Raw genomic sequence first — 22,754 nt, forward strand, 5'->3', positions numbered from 1 at the left:
ATATATGTTTATTATTATTTCAAGCTATTTTAGAAACGTGTTAGACTAATATTAATGAGGGGAGAGGCGTATGAAAAAAAGTGAAAAAATCGCAATAGACATTATCACTACTTCTGATATGCATAGTTATTTTCAAAGTGGTGAGAATAATTCCAATATTTATAGAGCAGGATCATATGTTAAAAGCATTAGAGAATCAAATGATCACGTTATTTTATTAGACAGTGGAGGTAGTTTAGCAGGTTCGTTAGCAGCATTTTATTATGCAGTTGTAGCACCTTATAAACGTCATCCAATGATAAAATTGATGAATGCTATGCAATACGATGCAAGTGGTATTAGTCCTAATGAATTTAAGTTTGGCCTGTCATTCTTTTCAAGGGCAGTATCATTGTCTAGGTTTCCATGGTTATCGGCAAATATTGAATATAAACGCACAAAAGAACCATATTTTTCTACACCATATACAATTAAAGAAATAGAAGGTGTAAAAATCGCAATAGTGGGTTTGACTTCAGATGGGCTAATGGAGCGTGAACATTTTGAAATGGAAAATGATGTACGAATTGAAAAAACATTGCGATCTTCTAAACGCTGGATTCGATTTATTCATGAAAGCGAAATGCCAGACTTTTTAATTGTTATATACCATGGTGGTCTAAATCAACTAAATAAAACCTCTAATGAGCGTGAGCAAAATGTAAATGAAGCGGAAAAAATCATGCAAACCCTAGGCGTTATTGATTTATTAATTACTGGTCATCAGCATCAAACATTTATCGGTAGAGATGACCAGACGCTTTATGTACAAGCAGGACAAAATGCTGAACAACTTATACATGTGAAGATTAACTTTAAAAAACGCACAAATTCGTATGAATTAGAAGATGTCAATTCTAAAATTGTGGATTTAAATCATTATCCAGAAGACCAAGCATTATTAGATTTAACTTTTTATGATAGAAAAACAGTTTTTAATTGGAGTGAAGAAAGCATAAACGAAAATGCTTTGTCAGCAGAGGTAAATGGTTTGAGTGATGTTATAACAAAACCTCATCCATTCACACAGTTATTACATGATAGTATTCGATTAGCCTATGATTATGATATATCTTGTGTACACTTACCAACGAGTGGTGAAGAGGGGCTCAATGGTATCATTACAAATGAAGATTTATTTAATGCCTATCCTCATCCAGATGTCCCAGTTGATTTAACAATGAAAGGTCAACAGATTCATGATATTTTAGAGTATTGCTATTCACATATAGCTTTTAGTGACGGCGCATTGAGCTTAACAATCGTAGATGAAACCTTATGTACGTTTTGGCAAGGTGTTAACTATACAATAGATATGAATGCAGAGCCATACCATCGTGTGACATTGGAAAATATTAAATTAGACCACATGTATCGTGTAAGTATGACTGATTACTGCTATAGAAACTATAAGCAATATTTAGAAGATGCTGTCATTCATGAAACGGGTGAAATTACGATGGTTGAATTAATTGCTAGAAATTTAAAAGATAATGACTACCACATCGAACAAAAACAAACATTTAATGTTATTATTTGATAAAATTTATGTGATATAAAAATCTCTTAAAACCAAAGAAAACGCCAATTTCTATATTATTCAATAGAAATTGGCGTTTATTTTCATTCAGAGACCTTTTATGCCCTCATCTCTTTCAAACTGTGGGGTATAAGCTGTAAAATCTTAATCTTTTTTACATCATTCATAAGCTTGTGTTTCTATTTCAATTTATCCGTGGAAAATTAATAGAATAACTACTGCAACAATTTGTGCTATGACAGTCGTAGCAATTCTACGCGTATAATAATAACTTAATGAAAGCGCAATTTGAACGATGAATACAAAGAAAACAATCCACATTTTATCTAGATAGAAAAATAAAGAAGCAGAACAAATTGCTGTTATTAATACGCTTAACCACATTGGAATGTTTAATTTGAGTAGTTCTTTTTGTAATACAGTTCTCATATAAAGTTCATGACACGGTATCACAAATAATAAAGTAACTAACATTTGCCATTTAAAGTATACACCTGTTCGCGTTAACTCTTTAATCAGTGATGCGTACTGAATATCTGATGAGATAGCTGCTAAAACTAGCTGTATAATAATGAGTACGATACCCGTAATAATACCTATCCCTAGAGATGTTAATAATCTTTTTGATTCAATATCTCTTTGGTAAAATATATAACTGATACCTGCGATAAGCATGATACCAGTATAAAGGTACCAGTATTCTTGCTTTTCACCCCACATGATATATAAAATAATGTGAAATACGATGAAGCTTACAATAAACCAGATTAAAGCGTTTGAAATTCTATTCATATAAACTATCCTTCTTGTTCGACGATTGTATATCGCTTGTGATTGATGACAGTTTTTTCAGGCAGGTCTAGATCATTGAAGTTTTCCATAATTGTTAAATCTACAATTACAGAGTTATCATTAATTTTTTCTACGCGGCCTTTTAAACCGTCATAAAATTCTACTATATTTCCGACTTCTGCGACAGTCATATTGAATCCTCCCTAGAAATGCTAACTAGATAGTATTATACAAAAAAACGACAGACAAATAAACAAATAACCTTTAAATATACAGTTATCATTCTTTTTTTAGAAAAATTAGTATAAATTAGTTAAATGATTGGCATTTTTAATGAAAATATTGCATAAATAAGGTAAGGGTATTAAGAGGAAAAGGAGTGCAGTATATGAAATTTATTAGTAATAATGATATTACAGATCCAACATTAAATTTGGCAATGGAAGAATATGTATTAAAGCACATGCCGAATGACGATAGTTATTTTCTGTTTTATGTCAATCGTCCTTCAATTATTATTGGCAAAAATCAGAATACGATTGAAGAAGTGAACCAACCTTATATTGATGAACATGGTATAGATGTAGTCAGACGTATTTCAGGTGGCGGTGCCGTGTACCATGATACAGGCAACCTAAACTTTAGTTTTATAACGGATGATGATGGCAATAGTTTTCATAATTTTAAAAAGTTCACTGAACCTATAGTGGAAGCATTGAAATCACTTGGATTAGATGCAGAAATGAGTGGCCGAAACGATATTCAAATCGGTAAAGCTAAAATTTCCGGTAATGCCATGGTCAAAGTAAAAGATAGAATGTTTAGCCATGGTACTTTAATGTTAAACAGTGAATTAAATGAAGTTCAAAATGCCTTGCGTGTGAATCCAGCAAAAATTAAATCGAAAGGTATTAAATCTGTGAGAAGTAGAGTTGCTAATATCTCAGAATTCTTAACTGAACCATTAGATATTGATACTTTTAAAGAAATTATTTTAAAAACAATATTTGGTGAGGCTACACAAGTTGAAGAATATAAGCTTTCAGACGAAGATTGGGCAAATATAGAGCAATTAAGTAATGAAAAATATCGTACTTGGGAATGGAATTACGGTAGAAATCCGAAATATAATTTTGAACGAGAAGAAAAATTTGAAAAAGGATTTGTTCAAATTAAATTAGATGTTAAAAAAGGAAGAATTGAACATGCTAAAATTTTCGGTGACTTCTTTGGTGTGGGAGACGTTACTGAATTAGAACATGCATTGGAAGGCACATTGCATGACTTTGATAGTATAGAAGAAGCATTAGCAGATTATGATATCTATCACTATTTTGGAGATATTGATAGATATGAGTTAATCAGATTAATGTCTTAAATAAACAATATAAAAGGTCTATTCGCTAACTTTAATTAATTAGTGAATAGACCTTATTTTAAATATATGACAACTAAATTAACCAACGAGATATGCCTCCAAATGTTTATATTCTTCTGTATAGCGTTTGAAATCATTCTCGTTTTTATTTTTAAGTGCATGATCGATGAGATTTTCTAATTGTTGCTTACGGACATTCCTTAACGATTCATCAATGATTAATTCGATACCTAAGTCATTAATTGTTGATACAAAAGACTCTAAAGTATTGTATTTTACATGTGTATTATGTTTCATTATCAACACAACCCCTCTATCTATATTTAAAATACATTATACAAGGTTTTGATTTTTAAATCAACGAATATTCTGACTTTTCCGAAAAAATAAGTGTAAAACGAAACTTTCAATAATTAAAAAATAGAAAAAGATTCGTAACTAAAATTTAATTGTAGAATATATAGAAAATATTTTATAATATAAGTTGATTTTAAAATGATGATAGTATATTATTTGAGTATCACCAAAATTGCAAGGAGGTTACAACTATGATTCAACCGTATATTATTAAAAAAGGTGATATGTCATTACAACCGTGCCATTTACCCGTTGGCCAATACGAAGGAACAAGAGTGCTAAGGTATAAAGAAGATGAAAGTACAATAAAAGAACGTACCCACAAAATTATTGACCGCTCTTGTAGATTTTATGGTAGTAGTTATGTTTTTAAAAAAGAGGATACCATTCGAATTACAGGTATTAGCAGCAAGCCCCCGATTTTATTCACTCCTTTATTTCCTACTTATTTTTTTCCAACACATTCTGATAGAAAAACACAAAATACATGGATTAATATCCATTATGTTCAAAGTATTAAATCACTCAAAGATAAAAAATGCAAAGTGAACTTTGTTGATAATCAATCTATCGTTGTAAACATTTCAGCTCATAGCATGCAACATCAATATTTAAATGGTATTTATTATTATTATATGATGGATAGAGCGGCAAGAGTTGCAACTTTTGATCCAGAATCTCCTATAGATTATACAAAACCACAATTAAATATATATGAAGCACTTGCAAAGTATTCTTTGTTTGAAAGTAAATAGTAAAGTTTATTAAAAAAATTAATGTAAAAGTAGAATATGCGGAATATTATATTAATTTAGTGTAAATGTTCTGCATATTTTTTTACGATATCTCTTGAAAATTTGCTATTAATTGATATAATAATATTTGTGCTTGATTAGAGATACTATTTATCCACAGTAGCTCAGTGGTAGAGCTATCGGCTGTTAACCGATCGGTCGTAGGTTCGAGTCCTACCTGTGGAGCCATTGGAAACGTACTCAAGTTGGCTGAAGAGGCGCCCCTGCTAAGGGTGTAGGTCGCGAGAGCGGCGCGAGGGTTCGAATCCCTCCGTTTCCGTAAATTAGATAATCCCGTTAAGTTGACGTGAGTAAAACGTTGATTTGACGGGTTTTTTATTATATTTGGATAAGCTTGGTTAAGTGTCTTAAATGACTTTTAAGACGATGAAACGCCAATAGCTATATAGATTTTACAAGATACGCCAACGCATTGGTGTGAGTTTCCATACTTTCTAACGCTTGAATAGCCTTATCGTTTTCGGATTGAACTGTTTCCGTAAAAACAGAAAAATCATTTCAAGTAAATACTTTGGATAACAAAAGAACGTTGTTAAATCAGCGTTTTTTTTTATTTTATGAAAAATATACAAAAGTGAATACTATAAATTTTGGTCAACATGGGACGACTTGAACACTTTTAAAATTATTTTGTACGTTGAGTTGTCCAGCTAAAAATTAAAGGCTTTATGTTGCTTATCATCTTCCTGTGATTTCAATTATTCAAGCAAATGATTATATACTCACCAAGTAATTTCAATATTTGCATAACCTAATCTTTTACTACTATATTGCATTGAAAATTCTTTACTTTAATATATTGATGCATGGGTATGTCTTATCGACAGTGATGTAAAATTATCATCATGTTTCTAACAAGAACTTTTTTAAAGTATTTATAGCTGCTTTTAATTGCAATTAATGTCACGACAGTATTGATAGATTGTAGCATGTAGACGATGAAAGGGAGAGAATGTAATGATGGAAAAAGCCATCCAGTTAAGGATGGGACAACATTACTTATTTGTAAGCAATTTGATACCACGAATGATATTGAAAAGAAATATAATGCCAGCAATGAGAAATAAAAAAATGCCTATACCGAATGAAATATTAGATATTACTTCTTGATTGTCAAAAGGTTTATCGAAAACTTCTCGAGAAAAGATGAAACCTAGATTTGCTAAGAATAAGAAAATATATACCCAAATGTGATTAAATAATGCTTTTCTACCATGAGTAGAAGTTGGTTTTTCAGCAAATATCCAAACGAATATTGGAAATATAATTGGTGCGAAAAACACACTAAAATAACTTAGTGATGATAAAATATTTTGATTTTTATTAGATTGATTCAATACAATCACCTCCAAAGCAATTAAAACACTTAACAAAATAAATTTGAAGCAATATATAAAATCTAACAATATTGTTAGATAAGGAAGAATATTTAAATTACGAACACACTAGATCAATTATTAATACAAGTAGAACAATGGAGTATAGATAAAAAATTACATAATGGTAATTCAGATAGATGAACATTAAAATTCTATGAAGAAGCTGGCAAAGTCGGTGCAGCATTATAACGTAACAAAATGGAAGATTTAAAAGACGGTAAAGGTAATGCCGAATTCCCGTTAAATTGACGTAAATAATACGTTGATTTTACTTTTTTTGTTACGTCCGGTTAATTTTCGATAAATACGTAATAAAAATTATGCGACAACATTAGCAAATAGTAATTGCTTTTCAGTAAAACATAAAAGTAAGTTTAAATGAATAATTTAGATGTGGATGGGTGCAGAAAAGAGAGAGATTTATTATTATATGGATTTGTTTTCCGTTATTGCAATGTGACTGGAGCATCATTGCTCATACATAAGCCCCACTTCTCTATTTATTGAGTAAGTGGGGCTTTAATTTATTTTGTTTTTTTACTTATTAAGTTTCTAATTCCTCTTACAATATAACCGACAATCAGTGTTCTAAAAACACGTTTTATAATATTCATAAAATTTTACCTCCTAAACGAAACTCATACATGCTACTTACATACCTTTACCCATTTTTTATAAGTGTAATGAAAATGTAAGGGATTTTTTAGCAAGTTAGTATAAAACTATTTTTCGAGGGTAATGAGACCATTTTCATCTGCTTTGTTAAAGAAAATTGTTAATATTCCGCTAATGATAGCAATAATATAAGGGATGCCAGTCCAAAAAAATATTAAATGTATAATACCTTGTAGTAATTGGTTTGAGTAAAATTTATGTATGCCACACCAACCCAAAAGAAATGCAAGTACGACGTATATAACTTTGTTTACTTTCATGTGTATAATGTCCTTTCATTTTCTAGATTATTGTATTAATTATCTCTTAAATAGTGAAATTGAACAAATAAAACAATGTGACAAAATTTGAATTATATGGTTGTTATTACATCGAAATTTTAAATTGATTCAGATATAATGGAATTAATAATCGTAATAAATAAAGGAGAAATAAAATGATTAGAAAAGCTAAGCCTAGTGACAAAAAAGATATTGCAGAATTATGTTATATCATTTGGAGTCAATTAGATATCGATATGGTAAAGGAAGTCGAAAAATTTCGTTTGCTAAATATAATGGAACAAAGCATGGTAGATGTAAAATATAGAGGGCACATTAGTAATGTATGGGTGTATGAAATTGATGGTAACGTTGCAGGCTGTTTGATCGCATATCCTGGCAGTAAAGAATTAGAACTTGAACAAGCATGGCTAGACATGGATTTAGAGGAAGATATAAAATCTTATGGCACACCAATGCCGATGAAAGAGGCTGCTGATGATGAATGGTACATTGAAACTGTAGCAACATTTCCTCATTTTCGTGGAAATGGTGTAGCAACGAAATTGATTAAACATGTCATTTCAAACTACCCAGATGAAAAATGGAGTTTAAATTGTGATGTTGATAATACTGCAGCATTACGTGTCTATGAAAAATTAGGTTTTGAAATTAAAAGTGAATTTGATTTATATGGACATATGCATTATCACTTAGTACATGTTTAGCATATACTAGTAAAAATACAAAATCGTTCATCAAATGAATGAAGAACGATTTTGTATATATAATAAATTAAATACAGGGTGTTATTAAATCCCGCCTAATAAAGCACTGATATAGATACCTAATGCATAAAGGAAACCAAAGAATGTATTTGTTTTTCCAGTAGCAGCCATTGCAGGCATCATTGTTTCAGGTGTGTCGTTCTTTTTAAATCTTCTAACTGCTTTGATTGGCATTGGGAAAGATAATAAAGCTAGCAAGAAGAAAATCGAACCACCAGGTTTAAAGAAAGTGATATAGATAACGAGCAAATAAGCGACGATATACATCAATGCTAAAAAGCGTACAGCATTATTTTTCCCTAATAAAATGGGTAATGTTTTTCGACCACTTGCCTTATCTTTAACCCAATCCCTGATATTATTGCCCATGTTGATAAGACCAATTGTGATGACGATTGGAATGCTAATCCATACCGCTAAACTTTGTATGTTACCAGTTTGGATAAAGAAGGCAATTAAAATAATTATCATACCCATAAATATTCCTGAAAATAGTTCTCCAAAAGGTGTCCATGAAATCGGGAATGGTCCACCTGTATATAGGTAACCTACTGCCATGCATACTAACCCAATAGGAAGTAACCAGAATGAACTTTGGGAAGCGATAAATATACCTAAAATCGCTGCGATAATATAAAATGTTATGGCTAAGTTCATGACTAATTTTGGACTCATGCCATTTCGTACAATTGCGCCACCGATACCTACTGAAGTATGGTCATCTAAGCCTTTTTTAAAATCATAGTATTCATTAAACATGTTTGTAGCTGCTTGGATAAGTAAACATGCCACTAGCATAGCAATGAATAAGCTAAGCTTTAGATGATCTTCACTACCTAGAAGGAATATTTTTGCAGTTGCAGTACCTACTAAAACTGGAACTACTGCAGCAGTCAATGTGTGTGGCCGCATTAAGTGCCAGTATTTTCTGACTGTTGAATATTGTTGGTATTGAGATGCCATAATGATTTACCTCGAATTCTTTTAATATAATTAATTTTTATCAAATTAATTTTAATAGAAGAAGTTGTAAAGGTCAACTTACGTAAAAATTGTCTACATGAAATAAGCTGAAAAACGTACACAGATTGTGAAAAGTGGTACAATATTATAATGAGTGTAAACTGATATTGAAATGAAAGAAGTGAAATAGATGACTTTAGATGTCAAGGAAAGTGAAATTGTCGAAGCGGTATACGAAAGTAACCATACTTGGGTTTCTGTAGAAGCAAAATTAGATTATGAATTAGAACCTACATTATTATTTCATTTAACCGAAGATTGTGCGGGAGACCGTTTTTATTTCAAGAAAAATGACAACGAAACTTCATTCTTTGGCTATCATGCTATCACGAGATTTAAAAACGATTTTGAAAATAAACAATCTATTTTTCGTGAGTGGGAAAAGTATAAAAATGATATTGAGTTAATACATCCAAATTCAGAAAGACATCATTTGAAAATCTGTGGTGGTTTCCAATTTTCAACGCATAAATCAGGTGATGAATGGCGTGAGTTTGGTATTAATCATTTTGTCTTACCTGAAGTACTCGTTACGATGGAGCAGGGACAATCTTTTATAACGTATACAGTAGAAGCCGATAAGTTTGAGATAGATACTTTCTTAGCAATCATTGATAGACTTACACAAAAGGACGTTCAACCTAGTGATGAAATAGGGGATATTAAAAGAATTGACGATATTTATAAAGACGAATGGCGTGAGTTAGTTAAAGATACAATTGATATTTTAGATGAAAATAAAAAAATTGTACTTGCAAGGAAAAGGCTTATTATGTTTGATAAAAACATTAACATTCCATATATACTCAATAGGGCAATGCAGGGTGAACATAATAGCTACTTATTTGTGCTTGAATCACAAGATAGTGTGTTTTTCTCCCAAACCCCTGAGCAATTAATGGAAGTCAAAGATGACGTGTTATCGACGAAAGCTGTTGCTGGTACAATTAAAAGAACACATCGAGATGACATAGATAAGGCAAATATTGATGCATTTTTAAACGATGACAAGAATTTAAATGAGCATCATTTTGTTGTTAAAAGTATATTGAATGATATCAAACCTTATGTAGAAGAAATTACATTTAATAAAAAACCTCAAATTTTAACAAATGATCATTTATATCATTTATATACTAAAATTGAAGGACGGTTGTTACAAAATTCATATATTGGATTATTAGATAATCTTCATCCTACACCAGCATTAGGTGGTTATCCTAAGGAAGAAGCAATTTCTTATATTGAAAATAATGAATTTGGTACACGAGGTCTATATGGCGCACCAGTAGGATATATTGATATGTATGATAACTGTGAGTTCATCGTAGCTATTAGATCGATGTTAATTAAAAAGAATCAAGCTACTTTATTTGCTGGTTGCGGTATTGTACAAAATTCTGATGCTGATAGTGAAGTAGAAGAAACTGCGGTTAAATTCAATCCGATGATGAAAGCTTTAGGAGTAGAGAAATATGAGTAATCACACAGACGCTTTAACAAAACAAGTTTTTACATTAGTCTCAGAACTATATGCATATGGCATAAGAGAAGTGGTAATAAGCCCTGGTTCTCGTTCAACGCCACTAGCTATTGCTATAGAGGCACACCCAAAACTGAAATCTTGGATTCATCCAGATGAACGTAGCGCTGCTTTTTTTGCGATGGGGTTAATGAAAGGTAGTGAAAGACCAGTTGCAATTTTATGTACATCTGGTACTGCAGCTGCCAATTATACGCCTGCAATTGCAGAAAGTGATTTAAGTCATTTACCATTAGTCGTATTGACGAGTGATAGACCGCATGAATTAAGAGGAATAGGTGCACCTCAAGCGATAAATCAAACAAATATGTTCGAGAATTATGTTCAATACCAATTTGATTTTCCAATAGCAGATGCCGATGAATCACAAGATTATTTGTTAAACACTATCAAATTTCAAATACAAAAAGCAAGCCAATATTTCTACGGTCCGCATCGTGGACCCATACATTTGAATTTGCCATTTAGAGAGCCATTAACACCGAACCTAGAAAAAGTAGAATGGTTAAATTCAGATAATAAGATCTTGCCTCATTATCAAAAAACAGCAAGTTTGAATGAAATCAAAACGATTATGCAAAAACGTAAAGGCCTCATTGTTGTGGGTGATATGCAACATCAAGATGTAGATCAAATACTTACTTATGCAACCATACATGACATGCCTATTTTGGCAGACCCTTTGAGTCAATTACGTAAAGAACATCATCCTAATGTAGTGACAACTTATGATTTACTGTATAGATCGGGGTTATCTATAAATGCTGATTTTATTATTCGCGTAGGTAAACCAGTGATTTCTAAAAAAGTAAATCAATGGTTAAAAGCTACAGAAGCTTTTCAAATATTAGTGCAAAATAATGATCAACCAGATGCATTTCCAAAGGTACCGCATGTATCTTACGAAATGTCGGCCAATGATTTCTTTAGGCAGCTTTCTGAAATTCCAACTGTAGAGCGAAAAAATTGGTTAGAAAAATGGCAATCACTAGAAAAGCAAGCACATATTAAAATCAAAGATTATTTGAGAACTGCTACGGATGAGTCAGCTTTTGTAGCAAATCTATTAGATAAATTGACGAAAGAGGATGCATTATTTGTTAGCAATAGTATGCCAATCCGTGATGTCGATAACCTATTTATAGATTGTGAAGCAGAGATTTATGCTAATAGAGGTGCAAATGGCATAGATGGTGTTATTTCCACAGCGATAGGAATGGCAGCACATAAACGTGTCACATTATTAATAGGTGATTTAGCATTTTACCATGATATGAATGGTTTACTCATGTCAAAATTAAATGATATTAACTTAAATATCATACTTTTAAATAATGATGGCGGCGGAATTTTCTCCTTTTTACCACAAAAGTCGTCTGCTGATATTTATTTTGAAAGACTATTTGGTACACCGACAGGATTAAACTTTGAACATGCTGCATTACTTTATGATTTTTCTTACAGACGTTTTGAAACAATTGAAACTTTTAAGTATGCAGAACTGTCAAAACTTGGTGCACATATATATGAAATCATTACAAATCGTGATGAAAACTTAAGCCAACACCAAAATCTTTATTTGAAATTGAGTGATATTATAGATGTTACATTATAAATTTCATCAATCTACAAAGAACTCAAATGATTTGATCGTATTATTACATGGATTTATAAGTGATCAATCGACATTCTATGAACATATCAAAACGTTCACAGATGAAATCAATGTATTAACCATTGACTTGCCAGGTCATGGTTTTGATCAATCAAGTGAAACGAGTACTTGGAATTTCGAATTTATCTGCCAATTATTAGACGATACATTAGCTTTGTTTAAGGCATATCGTATTTTTTTACACGGTTATTCTATGGGTGGTAGAATCGCTTTATATTATGCGCTTTATGGAACGTGCTACTTAAATGGATTGATATTAGAAAGCAGTTCACCAGGTATTGCAGATGAAGACGACCGCATCGAAAGAATTCAAATTGATCAAGCACGTGCAAAAGTTTTAGAAATCGCTGGATTAGAAATTTTTGTAAATGATTGGGAAAAATTACCTTTATTTCAAAGTCAGTATAATTTAAATACAGAAACAAAACGAAAGATTCGTCAAATGCGATTACAACAAAATCCTGTGAGATTAGCAAAAGCTTTACGAGAGTATGGTACTGGACAAATGCCTAACTTATGGCCAAAAATATCAGATATTGCAGTTCCAACTTGTATAATTGTAGGAAGTTTCGACGAAAAATTTATAAAAATTGGTTATCACATGTGCGACTTAATACCAGAGACGAGTCTAAATGAAGTTAATGGTAGTGGTCATACTGTACATGTGGAAGAAATGACAGAATTTGATAAAATAGTGTTAGGTTTTATTTTTAAGGAGGAGCAAAATGACTAGACAATGGGAAACAATTAAAGAATATAAAGAGATTAAGTACGAATTTTATAACGGCATAGCCAAAGTAACTATTAATAGACCTGAAGTTCGTAATGCGTTTACGCCAAATACGGTACAAGAAATGATAGATGCATTTACAAGAGCTAGAGATGATCAACGTATTTCGGTTATTGTCCTTACAGGTGAAGGCGATAAAGCATTCTGTTCAGGTGGAGACCAAAAAGTACGTGGCCATGGTGGCTATGTAGGTGAAGATCAAATTCCGCGTCTTAATGTGTTGGATTTACAAAGATTGATACGTATTATTCCAAAACCTGTCATCGCGATGGTTAGAGGATATGCAATTGGTGGCGGAAATGTATTAAATGTTGTTTGTGACTTAACAATCGCTGCAGATAATGCAATATTTGGTCAAACAGGTCCAAAAGTAGGATCATTTGATGCAGGTTATGGTTCAGGATATTTAGCGCGCATTGTAGGACATAAAAAAGCACGTGAAATATGGTATTTATGCCGTCAATACAATGCACAAGAAGCTTTAGACATGGGCTTAGTAAATACTGTTGTACCTTTAGCTGATATAGAGGATGAAACGGTGAAATGGTGTGAAGAAATGATGCAACATTCTCCGACAGCATTAAGATTCTTAAAAGCAGCGATGAACGCTGACACTGATGGATTAGCAGGATTACAACAAATGGCGGGTGATGCTACGCTGTTGTATTACACAACAGACGAAGCTAAAGAAGGCAGAGATGCGTTTAAAGAAAAACGTAATCCTGATTTTGATCAATTCCCTAAATTTCCATAAGTAAAGATATTTAGTAACAACGCCTCAATAAATATAGAGGCTTTTGAATGAAAGTCATGGTATTAAAACTAAAACGGCAACCGTTAATTTCTAGTGAATATTTAGAAATTAACGGTTTTTTTATTGTTTTAAAGTTGTCTAGTGATTATTTGATGCTGAGTGATAAATTGGCCAATGCATGGTTCGAACGAATACACCTTATTACCAAAATGATACATAATGATTGGTTATATGAATCTAAAGCTAAAAAAATTCATTTTCATCAATGATAAAAATGAGAATATAAAATGAAAATCCAGGTTTTAAATTTATTATTAAAAATTAAATGAAAAACATGTAAGTTGGATAAAATTAGTTTTCAGAATATTCTATTGACTAATACTAGTAATGTTAAAACTTTTAAACATTTTGTTATTATATTTGACCAAAAATAAAATTTCTATTAATATAATAAAAAAGGGCAGAGGAGAGTAATGAATGACACAATATAAAAATAAAGAACTTATGAAAGATATGTGTTTTCTGTTTTATGTTTCTAGTAAAGAGATAGTAAATAAATTTAACAAACACCTAAAGCAGTATGATATTAGCTTTCCAAATTATGTAGTGATGTTATATATTGAAAACTCAAATCCTGTATTTATCAAGACATTATGCGATCAATTATATTTAGATTCTGGTACAATAAGCCCAATTATTAAGAGACTCGAAAAAAAAGGACTAATTGAACGTATGAGAACAGAAGAGGATGAACGAAGAGTTAAAGTACAATTGACACAAAAGGGAAGTGTGTTAAAAGAGAAATTTGAGCAAATTTCAGATGAAGTGTTAACTCAGTTCAATATGAGTTCAGAAGATATAGATATATATTATAAATTAATGAAAAAATTTGCTGAAAAAAATATTTATCAATAAAATGCACATATTTGAAATATAAAACGTAATATAAAAGAAGCCCGTAAATGAATTTTTAAAAATTCATTTACGAGCCTCTTTTATGTCATACTTCTTAACAGATATATTTTTAAGAAAATTACCTCTGCTTAAGTGCGTAGTTATCTCTAAGTAAGTTTTCCTCATAATCCTCAGCATAATAAGCACATTAAAAAATTCACTTTATTAATCGCACGGTGATTAACAATTTGATACAGTTTCTCGAGTTATTAAATCATTATACCGACTAATCAAATGTCGGATATTAATCACACTAAAATTTTATGATTATATTCAATTGGGTTTTGGCTGCCTACATAGAATATGGAGGTTAGCGTAGTAATCATTGATAAATAAATTTTAAATACAGAATAACAAGGCGTTATTCATAATGTTCTTTTATATAAAGTTCTAATCTTCTCATTGCCTCTTTTAAGGCATCGAGTTCATAGGCATAAGAAATACGCACATGGCCTTTACCAATGTCTGTAAATGAAGAACCTGGTACCATTGCAACGTGTGCTTTTTCGAGTACATCAACGCAAAAATCAAAATCATTTTCTGTGAAATTTTCAATACTTGGGAAGATATAAAAAGCACCTTCTGGTTTAGCGTCGAGTTTAAAACCTAAAGATTGTAGTTTTGTGATTAAAAAATCTCGTCTTTCAATATATGCTTTGTTCATATAGTGAGGTGCATCTAATCCTTCGTTTAATGCTGCTATACAAGCTATTTGAGCAGGTACATTAGCACATATACAATTATAGGCATGCATAAATGTTAACTTTTCAATTAAATATTCTGGACCTAATAGAAAACCAATGCGAATCCCAGTAGCAGAGTGAGATTTACTTAATCCATTGACGAGCAATAACTGATCACGGATGGATTTAAATTCAGCAAAAGAAGTGTGTTTATGATTAAAGGTATTTTCTGCATAAATTTCATCACTAATGATAAAAATCTCTTCATTTTTTAACATTTCTGTAAGTGCATGAATTTCATCATAAGTTAAAATAACACCAGTGGGATTTGTCGGATAATTTAAAAGAATTGCTTTTGTTTTTGACGATATATTTTGCTTGATTGCTTCAGGTGTTACTTTGAAATCTGTTTTTGTAGTGTCGATATATACAGGAACGCCACCAAGTGTTTTAATTAAAGGGATATAACCTGCATAAATAGGGCTGGGGATTAATATTTCATCACCTGGGTTAATAATGCTTCTCAAAGCTGTGTCTAACGCTTCACTAGCGCCATTTGTAATAATAATTTCATCAGAGCTATAATGGAAACCATAGCGCTGTTTAAAATAATGACTGACTGCATTTCGTGTTTCAAGTAACCCTTTGTTATGAGAATACTTTGTTTGATTTTCTTTTATTGCAGTAATATATGCATTTTTTACGACATCAGGCATAGGAAAATCTGGTTGACCGATTGTTAAATTGATACAATCATCAATATCTTTAATTTTATTTGAAAATTGCCTAATACTTGGTGCTGTTAAAAATTTAGAATTGTCGTTTAATGATAGCTTCATTGTTTTTCACCTCAAAATAAAAATACCGATTTGTAGTTAAATAAGTATGACTAGCTTAAAATATCAAATTACTACCATCATAACATATTTGAACCAACTACAAATCGGTTGGAAATTATTTTAATCTTTAAAATTCGAAGGGGATTGCAAGTTAATAATTGGATTGGTCCACTTAGATATAAATCTAGTTGATAATACATATACAATTATACTAGTAAATAAGAGTAGATATATATAAGTCAGTATAGAGATGTGGTCTTTAAACGGATAAATATTAAAACCACGTATAATACCAATTACAATGCCATGTAGTAAATAGACATACATAGTGCGACGCCCAATGTATGTGAAAAATCTTTCTTTTTCAGGTATTAAATTAAGGAAAGAAAACATTGTAATTAAAATAAATAAGTATAATAGCAAACGTTTAATTGGACTATATAAATCTTGTTTACCTTCCAGTGACATATAAGGTGAATCACCTAATAACCAATCAGCATTTATAGGATGCAAGGTATAAATGATATAAAAAAGGAGTAAAATGCTAACAGCGACCGGTATGAATTTCTTATTTCTTAACACACGTGTATGTTCACTCGTAAATAAATAACCTAAATAAAAAATAGGGAAGAACATGATTGTTCTTGAAAAACTTAAATAATTGTCAATATTATCTGAGTAACCTGCAAACAAAGAAATAATAATAGATATAGGTAATACAAAATAAGGTTTAAAGTCTTTTACTATTACTAATATGACATGGAAAAAGAATAATGTAAGTAAAAACCATAATGCAAAAACAGGATCAAAGGGATCGAATTTAACACTGTCTTCTTTTCCTGTGAAATAATAGTAAAAGGTGAAAAAACCAAAGAAAATAAAATAAGGTACTAACAATTTTTTTGAAACTTTCTCTAGATAACCAGCTGTGCCTGCTTTTTTAGCAAAATAACCTGAGATGAATAAAAAACAGGGCATATGGAAACTATATATAGTTAAATAAAGTGAAGAAAGATATTTACTTTCTTCAGTATATGGTTGTAATAAATGACCAAATACAACAAGAAAAATTAATACCATTCTCGCATTGTCGAAGAAATAATCTCTTTCTTTTAACTGTGTCATAGGGTTGCTCCTTTTATATACAGGTAAAATTTATAATCACTGTTACTAATTTATTATAAAACATATGACAAATGCAACAAAACCGACTGATTTGTAGATTATTATTGTATATTATGAGGAATAACATTATAATATTAGAAAATAAAATAATAAATTTAAATGCTATTGAACATTTTAATTAAAGTAGTGGAGATGAAACAACATGTATAAACAACTAGAACAATTAATTACACTTACAAGTAATGATTTAAATTTAGTCAGTAGAAGGTTTGGCCAACGCACAGATTTAACTTCAGAACAGTTAGAAATGTTAAGGATTTTATATCATTATAATGTGTTATCACAATATGATTTAACAATGAAAATTAATAAAGAACAGTCTATTGTGTCTAGATGGATCAAAAAATTATGTCAAATGGGCTATATAACTAGTAAACAGTCAAACAAAGACTTAAGATGTAAAGATTTAATGATTACAGAAAAAACAAAAGCACTTGTTCAACAAATTAACGAAGTTAGGGTGGCTTTGATAGAAGCAAGGTGTCAAAATTTAACTTCAAATGATATTGAAAATCTAAATTATTTATTAAATAAATTAAATACGCATCATCATTATATCAAGTAAATGACAAATGGTGGCTAAAATTTTCAGCATCATTTTATTATGTAACACAGCGATATGATACAAATTTATGATAGGGTTCAAATGAACCAAGAATGCATAGAAACAGAAACAATAAATAGCTGTCCAATGATTGGAAAAGCTTTCATGTTGGAAAAGAACAATATGTCATAAAAGAGATTTAAAAAGCTTCTATGACGTTTACAAAACTGTTTAGTATAATGATACTTAATATGTTAGCACTATATAAACAAATAAACCTTAGGTGAATTTTCACCTAAGGTTTATTTGTGTTTTAAAACTTACACATTATGATTTCATGCTATTTATATGTGTTTACATCAAAATATTTGCCCAATTTATTCATTGAATCATAGAAACCTTTAATACGTGTAGCATTATGAGATGCCCATGCAACATCAGTTGCATATTGATGAACGCCTGGATTATCAGGATTCCAACGCATTTTATACAAAGTATTTTGTCCTTGGTTAATGTATGAATTAGCAATGTATTTAGCGCCACCAACAATTGCTTTTTTAACAGTATCCCAGCCATTATTTTTAGCGGTAGCAAAACCTTGTTTTACAGGATCTTTATCAACGGCTCCAATACCAAACATATTGTAATATTTTTTAGCGCCATTAGTGACAACTTTATTATTTACTACGTCACCACCATTAGCAAGCTTAGAAGTTCCATTTCCAGTTTCAAGTAGGGCATGAGAAACTAAATAAACTTCATTAATGTTATAAGTTTTAGCAGCTTCACTAAATGCCTCACCTTGTCCTTCTAATATGCCATTGCCAACTAATAGTTTATCTAAATCAGTACCAGAAATATTTTGTGATTTATCTAAGCGTAAGAATTGGTATTTTTGAGTTGGATCTTTAGCAAGTTTACTACTATCCATAGCATTTTTAATCTCACTTTTTGTTGCATCTTCCCATTTTCCAGGTGTACGTTGAATTTGAGGTTTGAATTTCAAACCATGTTGTAACGCTACTGCCTGATCTAAAGTAAGATTAGATTTATAGTATTTTACAAGCTCTTTTCGTAAGTCGCTTTCTTTTATCCAAACAATTTTACCGTTCGATAATTTACCATGATACCAAGTTACCCCATTAATGATTTGTTTTTCAAAAACAGTAAATATGCTTTCATGGAAACCTTTTAATGATCCAGCTGATTTTGTAGCATTAGGATCAAGGTAATAGTTACCATTGGCATTGTAAATAACATAGTCGAATTTTTGTGGTGTGATTTTTGATTGTGTTGGAGTTTTATTCAAATCTTTAGCTGCAATCCAACCAGTTTTATTATTGACGTTTCCGTATAGGTACTCGTCTTTATCAACAAACACAGATTTTGATGCGTTAAATTTACTGTTTTTAATATTATTTTGGGTATCTAATTGCTGATTTTTTGTACCCCATGGAATTGCATATAAGCCATTGTTAGTAGCTTTTACAGTATATTGTCCATTTTTAGCTTTTGTTTTGCTTAAGTTACGCGTATTTATATCTTTAGTATTAACCCAACCAATTGGTGTATTTTGTTTTGTATTTTGGATTAACACATAAGTGTTATTACCTTGAGTACGTTGCTTAGTTACAGTATACGTACGACCAGCAAATTTAGAAGCATTTTTACCTTTTTTATCATAAACAGTTGCTTTAATACCAGAATTGTTTGTGTTTAATTGTCCGATTTTACTAACAGATGTTGTAGGAGTAGCAGTAGCTTTTGTAACTGCTTCTTTAACAGTGATGTCACCTGTTTGCATCCAACCTAGGTTAGTATTTGTTTTGTTATCTGTAATTAAATAAAATGAATTTTTACCTAATGTAGCTTTTTTACTTAATTTGTAAGTTTTACCATTCACATATGGTTTTTGAATACCTTTTTGATCATATACAGATGTATAAACACCATGATTTGTTTTAGCGACTGTACCTTGTTGATTGATAAGCGTATTGACAGTTAAATTATTACTTGTACTAGGGGAGGTAGCTGTTTTACTTGTTGAAGTTAATTTACTTAAGCTTACCCAACCGGATAAATTATTTACTGTACCATAAATATAATTTGTTTTGCCAATTTGCTGCTGTTTTGATGCTTTGAATGTTTGACTAGAGCTGCCTGAAACTGTGCCTGCTTTCTGAGAATTGGTGCCCCAAGGTACAGTATAAATCACTTCACCAGGTTTGATTTTATAAGATTGATTATTTTTAGCAACTGGCTTAGCAGAGTTATAACTTACATCACTTTGATGTACCCATCCAATTAAATTACCTTTATTATAATCAGAAACTAAGTAAAAGTCTTTGTTTCCTAAAGTCGCCGATTTTGTAACTTTTAACGTTTGATTCGTTTTACTTGTTTTTCTACCATTTTGATCATAAACAGTGGTATATAATCCATCATTATTTGTGTTTATACGCCCAACACCGTTGTTCGTTGATACTGTTAATTTACCAGTATTAGTAGACGGTTTTGTAGTAGAACCACTTGACTCATTTTTGCTTCCACTTGTACTTCCAGATGACGTAGAACCCCAAGCGGCAGCTTTACCTGTTTTAATTAAATATTTTTCATAAATTAAATCATAAAGTTCATCATAACTATAATTATGATTAGCTAAATAACCATGTGGATCGATATGATCTGATCCACCTAAATAATTACTTACAGCTTTATGCGTCCAAACAGTCCCAACACCATCATACTCAGCGCTATCAGGAGCAAGTCCATAATATTGTAGGTTTGTAGCTGCATAGTCTGCATAGTTATTGATAGAACGAGCAAATGAATCATAGTCATGAGTATGGACTAATTCTACATGAATAAAGCGTTCGTTTGCAGCTGGACCAGCACCCCATGCTAAATAATCTGTATTAGCTGTTTCAATAATACGATTACCATCTACATAAGCATGTACAAATGCGCTATTATAATTATTTTTCATGTAATTTATTTCACCAGTTATTGTTGAATTATCGTTTGCAGTATCATGCATAACGATACCTTCAGGTTTACCATAACGATACTGATATTTTGGTAAATAACTTGCGATATCTTGTTCATAGTTAGGTGCTTTGAAGTTATTTTTACGAATATAATTATTTATTGACGAATTTACTTTTGGCGTATATTTAGGTAATGAACTTTTAGATGTAGATTTAGTACTGACAGCTGATCTTGTAGCTATAGTTGGTGTACTAACTGATCTAGCCATTCTTAATTTTGGTGTTGCCTCACTTTTATAGACTTGAACTGTTTTTGGTGATGTATTTATATCTGAATCTAAAGTATTCACCTTTTCAGTTTGTGCTTCATTGTCAGATTGAGTTGTTGTAGTTGTCTCACCAGAAGTGACCTCAGAGTCAGCAACATCCGAAGCATCATCATCTTGAGCGACATTAGCGTTATCATCATTCTGATCTGCTACGTTAGTGCTGTCGTCTTTACTTTCATTAGTGTTGGAAGCCGTACTATTATCGTTTGTAGAATCAGAAGTTGATTCATCAGAAGTGACCTCAGAGTCAGCAACATCAGAGTCATTATCATCTTGAGCAACAGTAGTTTTATCATCATTCTGATCTGCTATGTTAGTACTGTCGTCTTTACTTTCATTAGTGTTGGAAGCCGTACTGTTATCGTTTGCAGAATCAGAAGTTGATTCATCAGAAGTGACCTCAGAGTCAGCAACATCAGAGTCATTATCATCTTGAGCAACAGTAGTTTTATCATCATTCTGATCTGCTATGTTAGTGCTGTCGTCTTTACTTTCATTAGTGTTGGAAGCCGTACTGTTATCGTTTGCAGAATCAGAAGTTGATTCATCAGAAGCGACCTCAGAGTCAGCAACATTAGAAGCATCATCATCTTGAGCAACATTAGCGTTATCATCATTCTGATCTGCTATGTTAGTACTGTCTTCTTTACTTTCGTTAGTGTTGGAAGTCGTACTATTATCGTTTGCAGAATCAGAAGTTGATTCATCAGAAGTGACCTCAGAGTCAGCAACATCAGAGTCATTATCATCTTGAGCAACAGTAGTTTTATCATCATTCTGATCTGCTATGTTAGTGCTGTCGTCTTTACTTTCATTAGTGTTGGAAGCCGTACTGTTATCGTTTGCAGAATCAGAAGTTGATTCATCAGAAGCGACCTCAGAGTCAGCAACATTAGAAGCATCATCATCTTGAGCAACATTAGCGTTATCATCATTCTGATCTGCTACGTTAGTGCTGTCGGTTTTCACATCAGTACTTATAGAAACATCATTATTTACTGCTTGGGCATCTGTATTTTTATTGCTGTCAGAATTATTTTGATTTTCTTGATTTTGTGTAGAATATGTATTTTGACTTGATGTGTCTTTGTTTAGTTCGTCTAATTGTGCATCATAATTTTCAGGTTCATCTGACTTGAGTTCTTGCACTTGACTTGGATCATTGTATGTTTGTGTCCCTGAAATATTTGTCGTTGGATTACTAACTTCAGATTTTATTTCTTCGCTTTGCTTTAAGGTATTTTCATCATTCAACACATTTTTATTTGATTTCTGATTTTGTGTATTATCAGCTGCATGTGCATAATGGGTTGTCAAAGCTGTACCAGCTAACGTCAATGCAACTATTGAAGGTACCTTATAATTCAACTTTTTATTAGTCATTTAACTGCCCCTTTTATTATTAATATTTAATACCATTATAAT

21 protein-coding genes, 2 tRNA genes and 1 pseudogene are annotated in these 22,754 nt (G+C 31.4%); 14 read left to right on the plus strand and 10 right to left on the minus strand.

Features of this window, described 5'->3' with window-relative positions:
* Positions 1-70: 70 nt before the first annotated feature.
* Positions 71-1,579, plus strand: a complete 1,509-nt coding sequence (locus MUA21_RS03670) for a bifunctional metallophosphatase/5'-nucleotidase (RefSeq protein ID WP_107525685.1) — start codon at positions 71-73, stop codon at positions 1,577-1,579.
* A gap of 189 nt (positions 1,580-1,768) precedes the next feature.
* On the opposite strand, the gene MUA21_RS03675 is transcribed toward MUA21_RS03670, so the two are convergent.
* Together MUA21_RS03675 and MUA21_RS03680 are read right to left on the minus strand one after the other, a co-directional pair.
* Complete coding sequence (locus tag MUA21_RS03675; protein ID WP_107525684.1) at positions 1,769-2,371, minus strand: CPBP family glutamic-type intramembrane protease; 603 nt, start codon at positions 2,369-2,371, stop codon at positions 1,769-1,771.
* 5 nt (positions 2,372-2,376) lie between these two features.
* On the minus strand, positions 2,377-2,562 hold the full coding sequence (locus tag MUA21_RS03680) for a YkvS family protein (protein ID WP_002508073.1): 186 nt from the start codon (positions 2,560-2,562) through the stop codon (positions 2,377-2,379).
* 197 nt (positions 2,563-2,759) lie between these two features.
* Between MUA21_RS03680 and lplA the strand changes: the two genes are divergently transcribed.
* Entirely contained in the window at positions 2,760-3,749 is a 990-nt protein-coding gene (gene lplA, locus MUA21_RS03685; RefSeq protein WP_046208081.1) for a lipoate--protein ligase, read from the plus strand.
* Positions 3,750-3,827: 78 nt separating this feature from the next.
* On the opposite strand, the gene MUA21_RS03690 is transcribed toward lplA, so the two are convergent.
* Entirely contained in the window at positions 3,828-4,046 is a 219-nt protein-coding gene (locus MUA21_RS03690; RefSeq protein ID WP_046208082.1) for an IDEAL domain-containing protein, read from the minus strand.
* Positions 4,047-4,297: 251 nt separating this feature from the next.
* On the opposite strand from MUA21_RS03690, the gene MUA21_RS03695 reads away from it, so the two are divergent.
* The 3 genes from MUA21_RS03695 (at position 4,298) to MUA21_RS03705 (ending at position 5,180) form a co-directional block, all read left to right on the plus strand.
* Positions 4,298-4,861, plus strand: coding sequence for a competence protein ComK (locus MUA21_RS03695; protein WP_046208083.1), 564 nt, complete (start codon positions 4,298-4,300; stop codon positions 4,859-4,861).
* A 153-nt stretch (positions 4,862-5,014) separates the two neighbouring features.
* Positions 5,015-5,089: transfer RNA gene (locus MUA21_RS03700), tRNA-Asn, on the plus strand.
* A gap of 2 nt (positions 5,090-5,091) precedes the next feature.
* Positions 5,092-5,180 (plus strand) — tRNA-Ser (locus MUA21_RS03705).
* Between the two features lie 736 nt (positions 5,181-5,916).
* On the opposite strand, the gene MUA21_RS03710 is transcribed toward MUA21_RS03705, so the two are convergent.
* Positions 5,917-6,258, minus strand: coding sequence for a magnetosome magnetite crystal formation protein family (locus MUA21_RS03710; RefSeq protein ID WP_107525683.1), 342 nt, complete (start codon positions 6,256-6,258; stop codon positions 5,917-5,919).
* 96 nt (positions 6,259-6,354) lie between these two features.
* Here MUA21_RS03710 and MUA21_RS13315 point away from each other — a divergent pair.
* Positions 6,355-6,486 (plus strand): annotated as a pseudogene (locus MUA21_RS13315) (nucleoside triphosphate pyrophosphohydrolase family protein); the annotation flags it as partial.
* Between the two features lie 338 nt (positions 6,487-6,824).
* Here the strand turns inward: MUA21_RS13315 and MUA21_RS13285 are convergent.
* Together MUA21_RS13285 and MUA21_RS03715 are read right to left on the minus strand one after the other, a co-directional pair.
* Positions 6,825-6,914 carry an SAR1012 family small protein gene (locus MUA21_RS13285; RefSeq protein ID WP_019469096.1) on the minus strand — a complete coding sequence of 30 codons (90 nt, stop codon included), beginning with the start codon at positions 6,912-6,914 and terminating at the stop codon, positions 6,825-6,827.
* Between the two features lie 108 nt (positions 6,915-7,022).
* A complete protein-coding gene (locus MUA21_RS03715) occupies positions 7,023-7,235 on the minus strand; it encodes a TM2 domain-containing protein (RefSeq protein WP_046208085.1) in 213 nt (70 codons plus the stop codon).
* A gap of 176 nt (positions 7,236-7,411) precedes the next feature.
* On the opposite strand from MUA21_RS03715, the gene MUA21_RS03720 reads away from it, so the two are divergent.
* On the plus strand, positions 7,412-7,963 hold the full coding sequence (locus MUA21_RS03720; RefSeq protein ID WP_107525682.1) for a GNAT family N-acetyltransferase: 552 nt from the start codon (positions 7,412-7,414) through the stop codon (positions 7,961-7,963).
* Positions 7,964-8,047: 84 nt separating this feature from the next.
* Here the strand turns inward: MUA21_RS03720 and MUA21_RS03725 are convergent, their stop codons facing one another.
* Positions 8,048-8,986, minus strand: a complete 939-nt coding sequence (locus MUA21_RS03725) for a 1,4-dihydroxy-2-naphthoate polyprenyltransferase (protein WP_064209416.1) — start codon at positions 8,984-8,986, stop codon at positions 8,048-8,050.
* A 190-nt stretch (positions 8,987-9,176) separates the two neighbouring features.
* On the opposite strand from MUA21_RS03725, the gene MUA21_RS03730 reads away from it, so the two are divergent.
* The 6 genes from MUA21_RS03730 (at position 9,177) to MUA21_RS03755 (ending at position 14,723) form a co-directional block, all read left to right on the plus strand.
* Entirely contained in the window at positions 9,177-10,529 is a 1,353-nt protein-coding gene (locus tag MUA21_RS03730; RefSeq protein WP_046208088.1) for an isochorismate synthase, read from the plus strand.
* Positions 10,522-12,204: a 2-succinyl-5-enolpyruvyl-6-hydroxy-3-cyclohexene-1-carboxylic-acid synthase gene (gene menD, locus MUA21_RS03735; RefSeq protein ID WP_070657728.1), complete on the plus strand. Its 1,683-nt coding sequence runs from the start codon at positions 10,522-10,524 to the stop codon at positions 12,202-12,204. Before MUA21_RS03730 ends, menD begins: the two co-directional genes overlap by 8 nt.
* Positions 12,191-12,997, plus strand: coding sequence for a 2-succinyl-6-hydroxy-2,4-cyclohexadiene-1-carboxylate synthase (gene menH / locus MUA21_RS03740; RefSeq protein WP_262561894.1), 807 nt, complete (start codon positions 12,191-12,193; stop codon positions 12,995-12,997). Before menD ends, menH begins: the two co-directional genes overlap by 14 nt.
* Entirely contained in the window at positions 12,990-13,808 is an 819-nt protein-coding gene (menB, locus tag MUA21_RS03745) for a 1,4-dihydroxy-2-naphthoyl-CoA synthase (protein WP_046208091.1), read from the plus strand. Before menH ends, menB begins: the two co-directional genes overlap by 8 nt.
* Before the next feature lie 47 nt (positions 13,809-13,855).
* A complete protein-coding gene (locus tag MUA21_RS03750) occupies positions 13,856-14,077 on the plus strand; it encodes a hypothetical protein (protein WP_107525679.1) in 222 nt (73 codons plus the stop codon).
* A gap of 208 nt (positions 14,078-14,285) precedes the next feature.
* Positions 14,286-14,723, plus strand: a complete 438-nt coding sequence (locus MUA21_RS03755) for a MarR family winged helix-turn-helix transcriptional regulator (RefSeq protein ID WP_064209412.1) — start codon at positions 14,286-14,288, stop codon at positions 14,721-14,723.
* A 400-nt stretch (positions 14,724-15,123) separates the two neighbouring features.
* Here the strand turns inward: MUA21_RS03755 and MUA21_RS03760 are convergent, their stop codons facing one another.
* The gene (locus MUA21_RS03760) at positions 15,124-16,284 is read right to left on the minus strand and encodes an aminotransferase class I/II-fold pyridoxal phosphate-dependent enzyme (RefSeq protein ID WP_107525678.1); all 1,161 of its coding nucleotides are present in this window, start codon (positions 16,282-16,284) and stop codon (positions 15,124-15,126) included.
* A gap of 120 nt (positions 16,285-16,404) precedes the next feature.
* Positions 16,405-17,409 carry an acyltransferase family protein gene (locus MUA21_RS03765; RefSeq protein WP_262561895.1) on the minus strand — a complete coding sequence of 335 codons (1,005 nt, stop codon included), beginning with the start codon at positions 17,407-17,409 and terminating at the stop codon, positions 16,405-16,407.
* 202 nt (positions 17,410-17,611) lie between these two features.
* Between MUA21_RS03765 and MUA21_RS03770 the strand changes: the two genes are divergently transcribed.
* Positions 17,612-18,034 (plus strand): MarR family transcriptional regulator, encoded by a 423-nt coding sequence (locus MUA21_RS03770; protein WP_046207911.1) that lies wholly within the window; start codon positions 17,612-17,614, stop codon positions 18,032-18,034.
* Positions 18,035-18,353: 319 nt separating this feature from the next.
* Here MUA21_RS03770 and MUA21_RS03775 read toward each other — a convergent pair whose 3' ends face one another.
* Positions 18,354-22,712: a GW dipeptide domain-containing protein gene (locus MUA21_RS03775; protein WP_262561896.1), complete on the minus strand. Its 4,359-nt coding sequence runs from the start codon at positions 22,710-22,712 to the stop codon at positions 18,354-18,356.
* Positions 22,713-22,754: the final 42 nt, after the last annotated feature.

Source organism: Staphylococcus ureilyticus, from assembly GCF_025558845.1.
Lineage (GTDB): Bacteria > Bacillota > Bacilli > Staphylococcales > Staphylococcaceae > Staphylococcus > Staphylococcus ureilyticus.

Bases quoted from the DNA above. Each gene is read 5' to 3' on its own strand.
- MUA21_RS03670 (WP_107525685.1), top strand. From the start codon at position 71: ATGAAAAAAAGTGAAAAAATCGCAATAGACATTATCACTACTTCTGAT.
- menB (WP_046208091.1), top strand. From the start codon at position 12,990: ATGACTAGACAATGGGAAACAATTAAAGAATATAAAGAGATTAAGTAC.
- MUA21_RS03715 (WP_046208085.1), bottom strand. From the start codon at position 7,235: ATGAAAGTAAACAAAGTTATATACGTCGTACTTGCATTTCTTTTGGGT.
- MUA21_RS03760 (WP_107525678.1), bottom strand. From the start codon at position 16,284: ATGAAGCTATCATTAAACGACAATTCTAAATTTTTAACAGCACCAAGT.
- lplA (WP_046208081.1), top strand. From the start codon at position 2,760: ATGAAATTTATTAGTAATAATGATATTACAGATCCAACATTAAATTTG.
- MUA21_RS03680 (WP_002508073.1), bottom strand. From the start codon at position 2,562: ATGACTGTCGCAGAAGTCGGAAATATAGTAGAATTTTATGACGGTTTA.
- MUA21_RS03775 (WP_262561896.1), bottom strand. From the start codon at position 22,712: ATGACTAATAAAAAGTTGAATTATAAGGTACCTTCAATAGTTGCATTG.
- MUA21_RS03690 (WP_046208082.1), bottom strand. From the start codon at position 4,046: ATGAAACATAATACACATGTAAAATACAATACTTTAGAGTCTTTTGTA.
- menH (WP_262561894.1), top strand. From the start codon at position 12,191: ATGTTACATTATAAATTTCATCAATCTACAAAGAACTCAAATGATTTG.
- MUA21_RS03730 (WP_046208088.1), top strand. From the start codon at position 9,177: ATGACTTTAGATGTCAAGGAAAGTGAAATTGTCGAAGCGGTATACGAA.
- MUA21_RS13285 (WP_019469096.1), bottom strand. From the start codon at position 6,914: ATGAATATTATAAAACGTGTTTTTAGAACACTGATTGTCGGTTATATT.
- MUA21_RS03725 (WP_064209416.1), bottom strand. From the start codon at position 8,986: ATGGCATCTCAATACCAACAATATTCAACAGTCAGAAAATACTGGCAC.
- MUA21_RS03755 (WP_064209412.1), top strand. From the start codon at position 14,286: ATGACACAATATAAAAATAAAGAACTTATGAAAGATATGTGTTTTCTG.
- MUA21_RS03750 (WP_107525679.1), top strand. From the start codon at position 13,856: ATGAAAGTCATGGTATTAAAACTAAAACGGCAACCGTTAATTTCTAGT.
- menD (WP_070657728.1), top strand. From the start codon at position 10,522: ATGAGTAATCACACAGACGCTTTAACAAAACAAGTTTTTACATTAGTC.
- MUA21_RS03720 (WP_107525682.1), top strand. From the start codon at position 7,412: ATGATTAGAAAAGCTAAGCCTAGTGACAAAAAAGATATTGCAGAATTA.
- MUA21_RS03675 (WP_107525684.1), bottom strand. From the start codon at position 2,371: ATGAATAGAATTTCAAACGCTTTAATCTGGTTTATTGTAAGCTTCATC.
- MUA21_RS03770 (WP_046207911.1), top strand. From the start codon at position 17,612: ATGTATAAACAACTAGAACAATTAATTACACTTACAAGTAATGATTTA.
- MUA21_RS03765 (WP_262561895.1), bottom strand. From the start codon at position 17,409: ATGACACAGTTAAAAGAAAGAGATTATTTCTTCGACAATGCGAGAATG.
- MUA21_RS03695 (WP_046208083.1), top strand. From the start codon at position 4,298: ATGATTCAACCGTATATTATTAAAAAAGGTGATATGTCATTACAACCG.